This is a genomic window from Agrococcus jenensis (genome assembly GCF_003752465.1).
Lineage (GTDB): Bacteria > Actinomycetota > Actinomycetes > Actinomycetales > Microbacteriaceae > Agrococcus > Agrococcus jenensis.
On sequence record NZ_RKHJ01000001.1, the window covers coordinates 2,188,646 to 2,201,599 of the forward strand.

General features: G+C 74.2%; 12 protein-coding genes. 9 read left to right on the forward strand and 3 right to left on the reverse strand.

Going from position 1 to position 12,954, the window contains the following annotated elements:
- Window positions 1-28: 28 nt before the first annotated feature.
- Genes EDD26_RS10775 through EDD26_RS10795 form a run of 5 tightly spaced genes read left to right on the forward strand, consistent with a single transcriptional unit; the run spans window position 29 to window position 6,507 of the window.
- The gene (locus EDD26_RS10775; protein WP_123697712.1) at window positions 29-1,180 is read left to right on the forward strand and encodes an ADP-ribosylglycohydrolase family protein; all 1,152 of its coding nucleotides are present in this window, start codon (window positions 29-31) and stop codon (window positions 1,178-1,180) included.
- Window positions 1,177-2,541 carry an ADP-ribosylglycohydrolase family protein gene (locus tag EDD26_RS10780; protein WP_245989858.1) on the forward strand — a complete coding sequence of 455 codons (1,365 nt, stop codon included), beginning with the start codon at window positions 1,177-1,179 and terminating at the stop codon, window positions 2,539-2,541. The genes EDD26_RS10775 and EDD26_RS10780 overlap by 4 nt, the downstream gene beginning before the upstream one ends.
- The gene (locus EDD26_RS10785) at window positions 2,538-4,547 is read left to right on the forward strand and encodes an SUMF1/EgtB/PvdO family nonheme iron enzyme (RefSeq protein ID WP_245989860.1); all 2,010 of its coding nucleotides are present in this window, start codon (window positions 2,538-2,540) and stop codon (window positions 4,545-4,547) included. The genes EDD26_RS10780 and EDD26_RS10785 overlap by 4 nt, the downstream gene beginning before the upstream one ends.
- A complete protein-coding gene (locus tag EDD26_RS10790) occupies window positions 4,544-5,731 on the forward strand; it encodes a CaiB/BaiF CoA transferase family protein (protein ID WP_123697713.1) in 1,188 nt (395 codons plus the stop codon). The genes EDD26_RS10785 and EDD26_RS10790 overlap by 4 nt, the downstream gene beginning before the upstream one ends.
- Complete coding sequence (locus EDD26_RS10795; RefSeq protein ID WP_123697714.1) at window positions 5,728-6,507, forward strand: HpcH/HpaI aldolase/citrate lyase family protein; 780 nt, start codon at window positions 5,728-5,730, stop codon at window positions 6,505-6,507. Before EDD26_RS10790 ends, EDD26_RS10795 begins: the two co-directional genes overlap by 4 nt.
- A gap of 9 nt (window positions 6,508-6,516) precedes the next feature.
- Here EDD26_RS10795 and EDD26_RS10800 read toward each other — a convergent pair whose 3' ends face one another.
- Window positions 6,517-6,930 carry a hypothetical protein gene (locus EDD26_RS10800; protein WP_148058734.1) on the reverse strand — a complete coding sequence of 138 codons (414 nt, stop codon included), beginning with the start codon at window positions 6,928-6,930 and terminating at the stop codon, window positions 6,517-6,519.
- 350 nt (window positions 6,931-7,280) lie between these two features.
- Complete coding sequence (locus EDD26_RS10805) at window positions 7,281-8,162, reverse strand: VOC family protein (protein ID WP_123697716.1); 882 nt, start codon at window positions 8,160-8,162, stop codon at window positions 7,281-7,283.
- Between the two features lie 81 nt (window positions 8,163-8,243).
- Here EDD26_RS10805 and EDD26_RS10810 point away from each other — a divergent pair, with 81 nt between their 5' ends.
- Window positions 8,244-8,810 (forward strand): cyclodeaminase/cyclohydrolase family protein, encoded by a 567-nt coding sequence (locus tag EDD26_RS10810; RefSeq protein ID WP_170165619.1) that lies wholly within the window; start codon window positions 8,244-8,246, stop codon window positions 8,808-8,810.
- Window positions 8,811-8,827: 17 nt separating this feature from the next.
- On the opposite strand, the gene EDD26_RS10815 is transcribed toward EDD26_RS10810, so the two are convergent.
- Window positions 8,828-9,301: an Lrp/AsnC family transcriptional regulator gene (locus tag EDD26_RS10815; RefSeq protein WP_123697718.1), complete on the reverse strand. Its 474-nt coding sequence runs from the start codon at window positions 9,299-9,301 to the stop codon at window positions 8,828-8,830.
- Window positions 9,302-9,475: 174 nt separating this feature from the next.
- On the opposite strand from EDD26_RS10815, the gene pdhA reads away from it, so the two are divergent.
- Genes pdhA through EDD26_RS10830 form a run of 3 tightly spaced genes read left to right on the forward strand, consistent with a single transcriptional unit; the run spans window position 9,476 to window position 12,950 of the window.
- Complete coding sequence (gene pdhA / locus EDD26_RS10820; RefSeq protein ID WP_123697719.1) at window positions 9,476-10,594, forward strand: pyruvate dehydrogenase (acetyl-transferring) E1 component subunit alpha; 1,119 nt, start codon at window positions 9,476-9,478, stop codon at window positions 10,592-10,594.
- Entirely contained in the window at window positions 10,591-11,628 is a 1,038-nt protein-coding gene (locus EDD26_RS10825) for an alpha-ketoacid dehydrogenase subunit beta (protein WP_123697720.1), read from the forward strand. Before pdhA ends, EDD26_RS10825 begins: the two co-directional genes overlap by 4 nt.
- On the forward strand, window positions 11,625-12,950 hold the full coding sequence (locus EDD26_RS10830; protein ID WP_123697721.1) for a dihydrolipoamide acetyltransferase family protein: 1,326 nt from the start codon (window positions 11,625-11,627) through the stop codon (window positions 12,948-12,950). The genes EDD26_RS10825 and EDD26_RS10830 overlap by 4 nt, the downstream gene beginning before the upstream one ends.
- Window positions 12,951-12,954: the final 4 nt, after the last annotated feature.

The following is a 12,954-nucleotide window of genomic DNA, read 5'->3' on the forward strand; positions in this document are numbered from 1 at the left end:
CGCACGCCCGCACCGATCCGGAGACGACATGACCGACGCATCCTTCGCCGACATCGCGACAGCGTCGCTCGCGGGAGCGGCCGTCGCCGACGCCCTCGGCGGCGCGGCCGAGGGCAACACCCCCGAGACGATCCAGCAGCGCTACGGCGGCACGATCGAGGGGATCGTCCCGCCGTTCCTCGACGACTGGCGGCGCGCTCGCCCCATCGCGCCGTACCACAAGGGCGACGGCCACGTCACGGACGACACCCTCATGACGAACCTGCTCGTCGACGTCTACGCCGAGGTGCGCAGGCACCTCACGGCGCACGACATCGCGGATCACCTGGTGCCGCGCATGATCGGGCAGGTGCAGTGGATCCCGGAGCTCGAGGCGGAGGCGCTGCCGCTGCAGCGCGTCTTCCTCGCCGAGAAGTGGCTCGTCGCCCGCCTGCACTACGGGCACATCGACCCGCGCGAGGCAGGGGTCGGCAACGTCGTCAACTGCGGCGCGACGATGTACGTCGGCCCGGTCGGGCTCGTGAACGCGGGCGACGCGCGCGGCGCCTACGCCGAGGCGATCGACATCGCGGGCGCGCACCAGTCGAGCTACGGCCGCGAGGCGGCGGGCGTCTTCGCCGCCGCCGTGGCCGCGGCCTCCGCCCCCGGCGCGACGCTCGACGGTGTGCTGGATGTGGCGATCGGCCTCGCCCGCGACGGCACCCGGGCGGCGCTCGAGGCGGTCGTCGGCGCCGGCCGTCGGCTCGACGGCTGGCGCGACGGCGGCCTCGCGGTGCTGCGCGACGCGGTGCGCCCGTTCGACACCGTCGGGGATGCCTACCGGCAGCCGTCGATGGACGCCCGGCTCCCGAGCCGCACGAAGGCGATCGAAGAGCTGCCGATCGCCCTCGGCCTGCTCGCCGCGTGCGACGGCGACTACCGCGAGGCCGTGCTCGGCGCCGTCAACTACGGGCGCGACTCCGACTCGATCGCGGTCATGGCCGGCTCCGTCGCCGGCGCGCTCGGGGGTCTCGGCAGCGTGCCCGCCGAGTGGATCGACGAGGTCGGCGCGGCATCGCGCCTCGACCTGCGCGCGAGCGGCGCCGTGATGGCGGGCGTGGCCGCCGAGGTGTGGCGCGCCGACGACGAGCGCCACCGCGACCGGCGGAGCGCGGCGCTCGCGCTGGGCCTCGAGGCGTGAGCGCGGGCCCGATGCTGCGGCTGAGCTGGACCCAGCCCGAGGACCTCGCCGCGCACGCCCTCGTCGCCGCTCGGCTCGACGGGCTCGACGTCTCGGCCCTCGAGGACGAGCTCGTCGCCGCCGGCGGCTCGCTCACCGCACCGGTGAGCGGCGCCACCCCCGAACGCGCCGACGAGGGGCTGCGCGCGACCGCCGCCCGCGTCACCGAGGCGGCGACCGCACTGCCGCGGCCCGCCTCGCTCCTCGAGCGGGAGCCCGACGCCTGGGCCTCGATGGCGCTCGAGCCGCCGACCGTGCCGGTCGCCGACGGCCTCGACGACCGCCTCCGTGGCGCGTGGCTCGGCCGCGCCATCGGCTGCCTCGTGGGCAAGCCGGTCGAGAAGATCCCGCGCGACGGCATCCGCGCGATCGCCGAGTCCACCGGCCGCTGGCCGGTGCGCGGCTACTTCACCGAGCAGGGGCTCGACCCGGAGATCGCGGCGCGCTGGCCGTGGAACCGGCGCTCGCGGCCGACGAGCCTCGACGGCGTCATCGACGGCATGCCCGAGGACGACGACCTCAACTTCGCGATCCTCGCGCTCGTGGCGCAGGAGCGCGCGACCGCAGGCGAGCTCACCACCAGCGCGATCGCGCAGCTCTGGCTCGACCAGCTGCCCGCCGGCCGTGTCTTCACGGCCGAGCGCATCGCCTACCGCAACCTGCTCTCGGGCGACGAGCCCGAGGTCGCCGCGGTGCGCGGCAACCCGTTCGTCGACTGGATCGGCGCGCTCATCCGCGCAGACGCCTACGGCTGGGCGCATCCGGGCGATCCGGCCCCGGCGGCCGAGCTCGCCGTCACGGATGCGCGGCTCACGCACCGTCGCGCCGGCGTCCACGGGGCAGCGTTCATGGCAGGCGCCGCAGCGGTGGCCGTCGCCGGAGCCGGCGTGGAGGCAGCGGTCGAGGCGGGGCTCGCCTGCGTGCCGAGCGGCTCGCGGCTCGCCGATGCCGTGCGGCTCGGGCAGTCGCTCGCCGCGAGCGACCGCGACGACGAGGCATGCCTCGACGAGCTGCACCGCGCCTACGGGCACCTGCACTGGGTGCACGTGCTGGGCAACACCGCGCTCCTCGTGCTCGCTGCGCTCCGCGGTCGCGATGACTTCGCGCGCGGCGTCGGGCTCGCGGTCGCGGGCGGCTGGGACACCGACTCCGTCGGCGCAAGCGTCGGGGGACTGCTCGGTGCGGCCGGCACCGCGGCCATCCCCGCGGACCTGGCCGCGCCCATCCGCGGCGTCTACCGCACGACGCTCGCCGGCTTCGACGGCGTGCGCTTCGACGACCTCGCCGCACGCACCCTCGCGCTCGCGGAGGCGGGCTCGTGACCATCGACCCCGACGAGGCGCCCACGAACGCGTTCGACCCGCTCGTGCCGCGCCCGATCGACCTGCCGACCGCCGTGCCGCTGCCCGCGCTCGGCGACGAGCGGCTGGCCGACGCGGCGTTCGACATCGCGAAGATCCTCGCCGCGCCGGACGACGCCGCGCAGTGGCCCGCCTGGCGCGAGGAGCTCGCCGCCCTCGCCGCCGCCGCGCGGTCGCGGCTCGCGCACGACGACGCCGCCTACGACGCCGTCTCGTGGGCTGCGCGCTGCCGCGTCGCCGCGCAGATCTGGCTCTGGGACGAGCGGCTGTGGGACTGGCAGGAGCGGCGCTTCACGCCCGATCGACTGCTCGCCGCCTACGACGACCTCGGCGGCCTCGACGGGCTCGTGCTCTGGCACACCTACCCGTGCATCGGCATCGACGAGCGCAACCAGTTCGACTGGTACCGCGACGTGCCGCGCCTCGCCGCGCTCGTCGCCGACCTGCACGCGGCCGGGGTGCGCGTCTTCCTCGACTACAACCCGTGGGACACCGGCACGCGGCGCGAGACGGATGCGTCGGGCCGCGAGCGCTCGGACGGCGAGTCGCTGCGGCTCGTCGCCGACGAGCTCGGCGCCGACGGCGTCTTCCTCGACACGCTGAAGCAGGCCGACCCGGCGTTCCTCGCGGCGGTGGGCGGTGACCGGCCGCTGGCGCTCGAGGGTGAGTCACGAGCGCCGAACGAGCGACTGCGCGACCACGTGCTGTCGTGGTCGCAGTGGTTCGCCGACTCGCGCGCGCCGGGCGTGCAGCGCGCGCGGCTCGTCGAGCGCCGGCACATGCTGCACGGCGTGCGGCGGTGGAACCGCTCGCATGCGGAGGAGCTGCAGACGGCGTGGATGAACGGCACGGGCGTGCTCGTCTGGGATGCCGTCTTCGGCGTGTGGGTGGGCTGGAGCGCGCGCGATCGCGCGACGCTGCGCACCATCTCCCGGGTGCAGCGCGCGTGCCACGAGCTGCTCGAGCAGGGGGAGTGGGCACCGCTCGCGGGTGCGACGGCGGAGGCGGCGGAGCTCGGCGTCCACGGCACGACCTGGACGCTCGGCGACGTCACGCTCGTGACGCTCGTGCACCGCGGCGACGAGCCGGTCACGGGGCGCTTCCTCGCGCCGGTCGAGGGCGCGCTGTGGGACCTGGGACGGGGAGCTGCGACCGACGGCGAGCTGACGATCCCCGCGCACGGCATCGCCGGGGTGCTCGCCGTGCGCGGCGAGGCACCCGCATGGCTGCCGGGGCTGCTCGAGGCGGCGGCCGCCGATCCTGCCCATGACGACCCGGCGTGGGCGGATGCCGCGTTCCCCGCTCGCGCGACCGAGCGCATCCGCGTGCCGAGGTCGAGCGCTGCGCCGCCCGCGGATGCCGTGCTGGTGCCGGCAGGCGCGCACGAGCTGCGGGTGCGGTGGCGGCGGCGTGAGACGGGCCTCTACGGCGAGGCGCCGTACGTCGAGGAGTGGAAGCCGCTGCCGCCGCGGCTGCACGACGAGCGCGAGTTCGAGGTGCGCGCCGAGCTCGGCGCGGTCGCGATCGCGCGCCGGGAGGTGAGCGTGGCCGAGTGGAACGCCGCCGCCCGCGATGCGGGGCTCGAGCCGCGAACGGGGGCGCCCGACGCGCCCGTGACGCACGTCGACCTCGACGACGCGCGCCGCTTCGCCGCCGCCGTCGGCGCGCGGCTGCCGACGGACCACGAGTGGCAGGTCGCGGGCGCCGCGCTGGAGCGGCGCAGCCCGCGGGTGTGGAACTGGACGGAGAGCGAGATGACCGACGGCATCACCCGGAGGACGATCCTCAAGGGCGGCAGCGAGCGCGCCGTGACCGGCTCGGACTGGTACGCCGACGGCGGCCCGCAACCGCCGGAGCGGTCGCTCGCGTGGCTGCGCACGGGCATCGACCGCTCGAGCGCGATCGGCTTCCGCCTGGCCTGGGATCTCCGGTCCGACGTCGACCACGGCACGGGGGATCCGCGATGACCGGCCCGCTCGACGGCGTGCGCGTGCTCGACGTCTCGACGCTCTTCGCCGGCCCGCTCGCGGCGACGTTCCTCGGCGACTTCGGCGCCGACGTGATCAAGGTCGAGCATCCGCGGCGACCGGACGCGTCGCGAGGGCACGGCCCCGCCAAGGACGGCGTGAACCTGTGGTGGAAGACGCTCGGGCGCGGCAAGCGCACGACGACGCTCGACCTCTCGCAGCCGGAGGGCGCGGCGCTGCTGCTCGAGCTCGCGCGCGGCGCCGACGTGCTGATCGAGAACTTCCGGCCCGGCACCCTCGAGCGGTGGGGACTCGAGCCGGCACAGCTGCACGAGGCGAACCCGGCGCTCGTGATCGCGCGCGTCACCGCCTTCGGGCAGTCGGGTCCGATGGCGCGCCAGCCCGGCTTCGGCTCGATCGCCGAGGCGATGAGCGGGTTCGCCGCGATCACGGGCGAGCCGGACGGGCCGCCCATCCTGCCGCCCTTCGGCCTCGCCGACGGCATCACCGCGCTCGCGACGGCCTACGCCTGCGCGATCGCGCTGCGGCATTCGGAGCGCACGGGCGAGGGGCAGGTGATCGACATGGCGATCATCGAACCGATCCTCATGCTGCTCGGCGGGCAGATCACCGCGTTCGACCAGCTCGGGCTCGTGCAGCCGCGGGTCGGCAACCGATCGGTCAACAACGCGCCGCGCAACGTCTACCGCACCGCCGACGGCCGCTGGGTGGCGGTGTCGACGTCGTCGCAGTCGGTCGCCGAGCGCGTCATGGCGCTCGTCGGTCGGCCCGACGTGATCGCCGAGCCCTGGTTCGCCTCGGGCCGCACGCGCGTCGAGCACGTCGACGAGCTCGACGCGGCGGTCGGCGGCTGGATCGCCGAGCGCACGCTCGCCGAGGTCGTCGGGGAGTTCGAGCGGGTCGAGGCGGCCATCGGCGTCGTCGACGACATCTCGGGCGTGATGGCGAACCCGCAGTACGCGTCGCTCGGTACGATCCTGCCCATCCACGACGCCGAGCTGGGGGAGATCCGCATGCAGAACGTGCTGTTCCGGATGTCGGCGACGCCCGGCGAGGTGCGGCACACCGGCAGGCGGCACGGCGAGGACACCGACGCGGTGCTCGCCGAGCTCGGGATCACGCCCGAGCAGGCTCGGGCGCTGCGGGACCGGGGGATCGTGTGACCGTCGCGCTGTACGTGCCGGGGGATCGGCCCGACCGCTTCGGCAAGGCCGTCGAGTCGGGCGCGGATGTCGTCATCCTCGACCTCGAGGATGCGGTGGCGCACGACCGCAAGGCGGTCGCGCGGGAGGCGGTCGACGAGTTCCTGCGGCAGCGCGGCCCGATCGGGCTGCAGGTGCGGATCGGCGGGCTGGACGACCTCGAGATGCTCGCGGCGCACGAGGTGGAGCTGCGGGTGCCGAAGGTGCGCGGCGCTGCCGACCTCGACGCGGTCGTCGATCGACTCGATCTCGACTCCCGACGGCTGCACGCGATCGTCGAGGATGCGGTGGGCGTCGCGCGGCTCGACGAGATCGCCGCGCACGCCGCTGTCGCCTCGGTCGCGCTGGGGGAATCCGACCTGCGGAGCGACCTCGGCGCGACGAGCCCGGCGATGATCGAGCACCTGCGCATCCTGCTCGTGCTCGCCGCGAGGGGCGCGGGACTGCCGGCGCCGCTCATGTCGGTCTACCCGGCGATCGCCGACCTCGACGGGCTCGAGGCCGACTGCCGGGCGGGGGCGGCGCTCGGCTTCGGCGGGCGCACGGCGGTGCACCCGAAGCAGATCGAGGTCATCCGCCGGGCGTTCGCGCCGAGCGAGGACGATGTCGCCTGGGCGGAGGGGGTGCTCGCGGCGCTCGCTGAGGGCGTCGGCGTCACGACGCTCGCCGACGGCCAGATGGTCGACGAGGCGATGCGGGCGCGCGCGGAGAGGATCCTCGCCCGCCGGGACGGGTGATCGAGCAGATCACCCCACCGCGCGCCGCCGCGGCGAGGCCGCTCGCGCGTTCACGAAGCGCCGATACCGCCACGACTGGTGCGCGTACATCGCGAGCGGGTACACGGTCAGCAGGGTGGGCGAGACGTAGCTCCATGGATGCTCGTAGCCCGCGCTGACGGTGGCAGCCAGCGTGGCCAGCCCGCACGCCGCGATCGCCAGCAGCAGCCACGAGGGTCGGCCCGGTCGCCTCGACCGCGGCTCCGTCGACGGCGCCGAGCGGGAGAGCAGCGACGCGATGGTCATGCACAGACCGAGCACGACGACGCCGACCGCCCACGCGCGCGGCTGCTGCTCCAGCCCGGTGGTCGTGGTCGGCTCGGTGAGGAGGAGCAGCGCCAGCCCCAGCACCGTCACGACGACGCCGAGGGCGACGAACCGCATGGCGCGTCGTCGATGGCGAACGAGCCGCTCGGCCTGGGCGCGCTCGTCGGGCGCGTGCCGGCCGCTCATCGTCCGAGGCGCGCCCAGCGCCTGCCCTGCTCGGACCTCCGCCTCTGCACCGAGGTCATCGCGCCCTCCCGACCGTTTCCACACAGTGTTCGCGATGATGCTGAGAGTTCGTCGGTGCCGGGGTGGGGTCGTCTCGATACGCGGCCTTCGGCTGCTACTCGACGAGCGGGAGGGGCGTCGTCTCGATACGCGGCCTTCGGCTGCTACTCGACGAGCGAGAAGCGCGGCTGCTACTCGGTGAGCGAGGAGCGCGGCTGCTACTCGACGAGCGGGAGGGGCTGCTACTCGACGAGCGAGAAGGGGGTCAGGGTGATCGCGTTCGCCCACGGGTCGTCGAAGCGGATGCTGCGGCCGTCGTCCGCGACGGCCACGCCGCGCGCCGCGAGCCGCTGGCGGGCGGCGCCCAGCGCATCCGCATCGGGCACGGTGATCTCGACCCGGCCGAGCCCCAGCGTGTCGGCACGACGGCCGGCGCCACGCGAGTTCCAGACGTTCATCGCCATGTGGTGGTGGTAGCCGCCCGCGCTCACGAACAGCGCGGTGCCGCCGAGCGACGCGGTCTCGGCGAATCCGAGCGCGTCGACGTAGAAGGCGCGAGCGGTCGGCACGTCGCCGACCTGCAGGTGCACGTGCCCGACCCTCGCGTCAGCCGGCGCGACCTGCGAGGTGCCGAAGGCGCCGCGATCGAGGTGCTCGTCGACGAAGCCGTTCGGGTCGATGAACTCCGTCGTCATGTGCACGTGCCCGTTCGCCCACTCCCACCGATCGCGGGGCCGGTCGGCGTAGAGCTCGACGCCGTTGCCGTCGGGATCGGCGAAGTAGAAGGCCTCGGAGACGTGGTGGTCGCCGGTGCCGGCGAACTGGATGCCCGGGATCTGCGACATCCGCACGACCGCGGCCGCGAGGGCCGCCTGGGTCGGGAAGAGGATCGCTGTGTGGAACAGCCCCGCGTCGGAGGGGCTCGGTCCGCGCAGGTCGGGCGCCTCCTCGAGCACGAGGATGGTGCGGCCGTCGACGCCCAGCTCGACCGCACCCGGCCGCTCGGCGACGTGCTGCAGGCCGGCGCCGGTGGTGTACCAGTGCACGAGCCGCGCGAGCTTCGCGGTCTTCAGCATCACGGGGCCCATCGCGGTGGCGTCGGGCAGCAGGTCGATCGTGGTCATGGTTCCTCCACAGGAGGCAACGCCCGCGGCGGGCGGGCATTCCGGGCGGGCGCCCGGACCGCCCGGCTAGGCTCCACGGTCGTGAGCGACAGCGTGTGGTCCCTGCGAGCCGACGAGCTGCTGCGGCGCACCGCCTCGTCCGAGCCGACACCCGGCAACGGCTCGATCGCCGCGGTGGCTGGCGCCTTCGGGATCGGCCTCGTGCTCATGGCGCTCACCATCACCGAGGACGCGCCGGCGAGCCTGCGCGAGCGGGGCGAGGCGATCCTCGAGCGCGTCACCCCGGCAGCCGACGCGGACGTCGCCGCGTTCGGCGCCGTCATCGACGCGAGCGGCGACGGCGGCGACGACGCGGCGCTGGAGTCCGCGACGGTCGCCGCGACCGAGCGGCCGCTCGAGCTGCTGGCGGCGCTCGTCGACGCGCTCGCGCTCGCCGCGGAGGCCGAGCCGGTCGTCAAGCGCGCGCTCGTCAGCGACGTGCTGTCGGGCGGCGACCTCATCGCCGGCGCCGCCCGTGCCGCGCTCCGCGCTGCCGAGCTCAACCTCGCGACGCTCGAGCGCGACGGGTCAGGCGCATCCGCCGCCCTGCGCGAGCGGCGCGAGACGCTCGTGGCAGCGCTCGACGACGCGCTCGACGCGCGCGCCTGACGTCGTCGGCGTCTGCGTCAGCGGCGCCCGAGGTCGCGCTCCAGCACCGGCGCGAGCCGGAAGGGGATGAGCTCGCCCATCGACAGCCACGTCTCGGTGCGCACGACGCCGTCGCACGCGAGCACGAGCTTGTTCACCCGGTAGAGGTCCTCCGCGTCGCGGCACACGGCGCGCACGAGCACATCCGCCTGCCCCGAGAGCCCGAACGCCTGCACGACCTCCGGGATCTCGCGCAGCTGCTCGACCACGGCGTCGATGCGCGGCTGGTCGACGTGCGTCGCCATGAACACGGTGAGCGGGTAGCCGAGGGCCGCCGCGTGGAAGCGGCGGTCGAAGCCCTGCAGCGCGTCCGACGCCTCGAGCGCGGCGACGCGCGACTGCACGGTGTTGCGCGCGAGGCCGAGCTGCTCGGCGATCGCGGCGTTCGTGATCCGGGGATGCCGCGTCAGCTCGAGCAGGATCCTGCGGTCGGTGTCATCGACGATGCGCATGGTGCGCAATCTAGCGCAGCCACGAGCGCACCGGAATGGGCGAGAAGCGCAGGGCGTGTGTCGCTGATTGCGCGAAGTGCAGCCCCGAGGTAGCGTCGAGCCACGCTCACCGGATGCACCCGTCCGGCGCAGCGACAGGCGCTCAAGAGGCGCTTCGAACGAGGAGGTTCGACCGTGTCGATCACCGTGCCAGCACCTGACCCCGCGCTCGCCGTCGGCCTCGACTGCCCGCTGCGCGTGCTCGACCTCGACGGCTCCCGCTTGCCGGATGCGCTGCTCGATCCGCACCTGACCGACATCGACGAGTCGGCCCTCACGAACCTCTACGTCGACATGGTGCGCGTGCGCCGGCTCGACACCGAGGCGTTCGCCCTCACCCGCCAGGGCCACCTCGTGCTCTGGCCGCCGCTGCTCGGCCAGGAGGCCGCGCAAGTGGGCCCGGCCCGCGCGCTGCGCACCGAGGACTGGGTCTTCGGCTCCTACCGCGAGCACGCGTTCGCCCTGCTCAAGGGCGTCGACCTCGCCGAGTTCGCCAACGTCTGGAAGGCCTACGCGCACGGCGGCTGGGACCCGCAGGAGATCCGGATGGCGCCGGCGCAGATCATCATCGGCGCCCAGAGCCTCCACGCGACCGGCTTCGCGATGGCCTCGAAGCTCGACCGCTCCGACGACGTCGCGCTCGCCTGCTTCGGCGACGGCGCGACGAGCGAGGGCGACGTCAACGAGGCGCTGGTGTGGGCATCCGCGTTCCAGGCGCCGGTCGTCTTCCTCTGCCAGAACAACCAGTACGCGATCTCCGAGCCCGTGCGCGTGCAGTCGGGCACGCCGCTCGCGCTGCGCCCGACCGGCTTCGGCATCCCGTCGATGCGCGTCGACGGCAACGACGTGCTCGCGATGCACGCGGCCGCGCGCATCGCCTTCGAGCGCGCCCGCTCCGGCGGCGGCCCGACCTTCATCGAGGCCGTCACCTACCGCCGCGGCCCGCACACCACGACCGACGACCCCAAGCGCTACCGCGACGAGGCCGAGCTCGAGGAGTGGACCGCGAAGGACCCGATCGACCGCGTCGAGCGCGCGCTCGAGCGGATGGGCGCCAACATGGAGGCCGTCCGCGCCGAGGCGAAGATCCGCGCCGACGAGCTCGCCAAGGAGCTCCGCGCCGCCGCCGAGCACGCCGTCGCGCCGCACGCCGACGCGATGTTCGAGCACGTCTACGACCAGCCGACGAAGCGCATCCAGCGCCAGCAGGCCGAGCGCCGCGCGTTCGCCGCATCCATCGAGGGGAACCGATGACCACCGAGACGCTCACGCTCGCGAAGGCCGTCAACGCCGCGCTCGCCGACTCGCTCGAGGGGGACGACCGCGTGCTGCTCATGGGCGAGGACATCGGCAAGCTCGGCGGCGTCTTCCGCGTCACCGACGGCCTGCAGGCGCGCTTCGGCGAGGACCGCGTGATCGACGCGCCGCTCGCCGAGTCGGCGATCATCGGCACCGCGATCGGCATGGGCTACCGCGGCTTCCGCGTCGTCGCCGAGATCCAGTTCGACGGCTTCATCTACCCCGCCTTCGACCAGATCGTCGCGCAGGTGGCGAAGCTCCACTTCCGCTCGAAGGGCCGCGTCAAGGTGCCCCTCACCATCCGCGTGCCGTTCGGCGGCGCGATCGGCTCGGTCGAGCACCACTCCGAGTCGCCCGAGGCCTACTTCGCGCACACCGCGGGCCTCCGCGTGGTGACCGCGTCGACGCCGCAGGAGGCGTACTCCACGCTGCGCGCCGCGATCGCGAGCGACGACCCGGTGCTCTTCTTCGAGCCGAAGGGCAAGTACTACACGAAGGGCGAGGTCGACCGCTCGATCGTCCGCGACCTCGACACCGCCAACATCGTCGCCGCCGGCCGCGACGTGACCGTCGCCGCCTACGGCCCGACGGTCGAGACGGCGCTCCGCGCCGCGATCGCCGCCGCCGACGAGGGCATCGAGATCGAGGTCATCGACCTGCGCTCGATCTCGCCGCTCGACGTCGACACCGTCGTCGAGTCGGTGCGCCGCACCGGCCGGCTCGTCGTCGCGCACGAGGCGCCCGGCGAGGTCTCGGTCTCGAGCGAGCTCATCACCTCCGTCGTCGAGCGCGCCTTCTCGAGCCTCGAGGCTGCGCCCGAGCGCGTCACCGGCTACGACACGCCCTACCCGCCGTCGGCGATCGAGCACGACTACCTGCCGAGCCTCGACCGCATCCTCGACGCCGTCGACCGCACGCTCGGCCGCCGCAGCTCGCGCGACGAGCTCGACTCGGCATCCGCACTCGCCACGGCAGGAGCCGCCCGATGAAGACGTTCCTGCTGCCCGACCTCGGTGAGGGCCTCACCGAGAGCGAGGTCGTCTCCTGGCGCGTCGCCGAGGGCGACACCGTCGAGCTCAACCAGCCGCTCGCCGACATCGAGACGGCGAAGGCCGTCGTCGAGCTGCCGAGCCCCTACGAGGGCGTCATCACCAAGCTGCACGCCGCAGAGGGCGAGACCGTCGCCGTCGGCGCGCCGCTCATCGAGTTCGACGTCGACGGCGCGGGCGGTGCACCGGCAGCGGATGCGCCGGCGGCTGACGAGCCGATCGCGGAGGAACCAGTGCCGTCGCCCGAGGCCGGCCCGGTCGCGACCCCCGACGAGACGATCGAGGAGACGCCCGCGGCGATCGAGCCGGAGGCGAAGCCCGAGAAGGTCTCGGTGCTCGTCGGCTCGATCACGGTGCACGGCGGCAAGCCCGTGCGCGCCAAGCGCACCTGGGACGTCGAGCCCTTCTCGCGCACCGAGCGACCCGCCGAGCGGCGCGCGAACCGCGCCATGCCGCCCGTGCGGAAGCTCGCGAAGGAGCGCGGCATCGACCTGCAGTCGGTGCGGCCATCGGGCGCCGACGGGCTCGTCACGCGCGCCGACCTCGAGTCGCACGGCAGCGCATCCGCGGCACCGGCCACCGCTGCCGCGCCTGCGTCCACCCGCGAGAAGGTGACGGGGCTCCGCAAGCACACCGCTGCCGCGATGTCGCAGTCGGCGCTGACGGTGCCGCACGCCGCGACCTTCCACCAGGTCGATGTCACCGAGACGCTCGCGCTCGCCCGCTCGGGCGACGCGTCGTTCCTCGCGCTCGCGTGCCGGGCGATCCTGCTCGCCGCGAAGCGCTGGCCCGACGTCACGTCGTCGTTCCACGCCGACACCAACGAGCTCGAGCGCTTCGCGCACGTCAACCTCGGCATCGCCGTCTCGACCGAGCGCGGCCTCGTGGTCGCCTCGATCGACGAGGCGGAGGCCATGGATGCGCTCGCGCTCACCGCTGCGATCAAGGACCGCGCCACGCGCGCCCGCGACAACGCGCTGTCGATGGCCGAGCTCACGTCGTCGAACATCACCGTCTCGAACGTCGGCGTCTTCGGCGTCGACGGCGGCATCCCGATCCTCAACCCTGGGGAGTCGGTCATCCTCGCGATCGGCGCGGTGCGGAAGATGCCGTGGGCCCACGACGGCGAGATCGTGCTGCGCGACGTCTGCACGGTCACCGTCTCGTTCGACCACCGGGTGCTCGACGGGCGCGAGGCGGCCGGCTTCCTCGCCGATGTCGCCGCGGTGCTCGAGCGTCCCAGCCTCGCACTGGCACGGTAGGGGC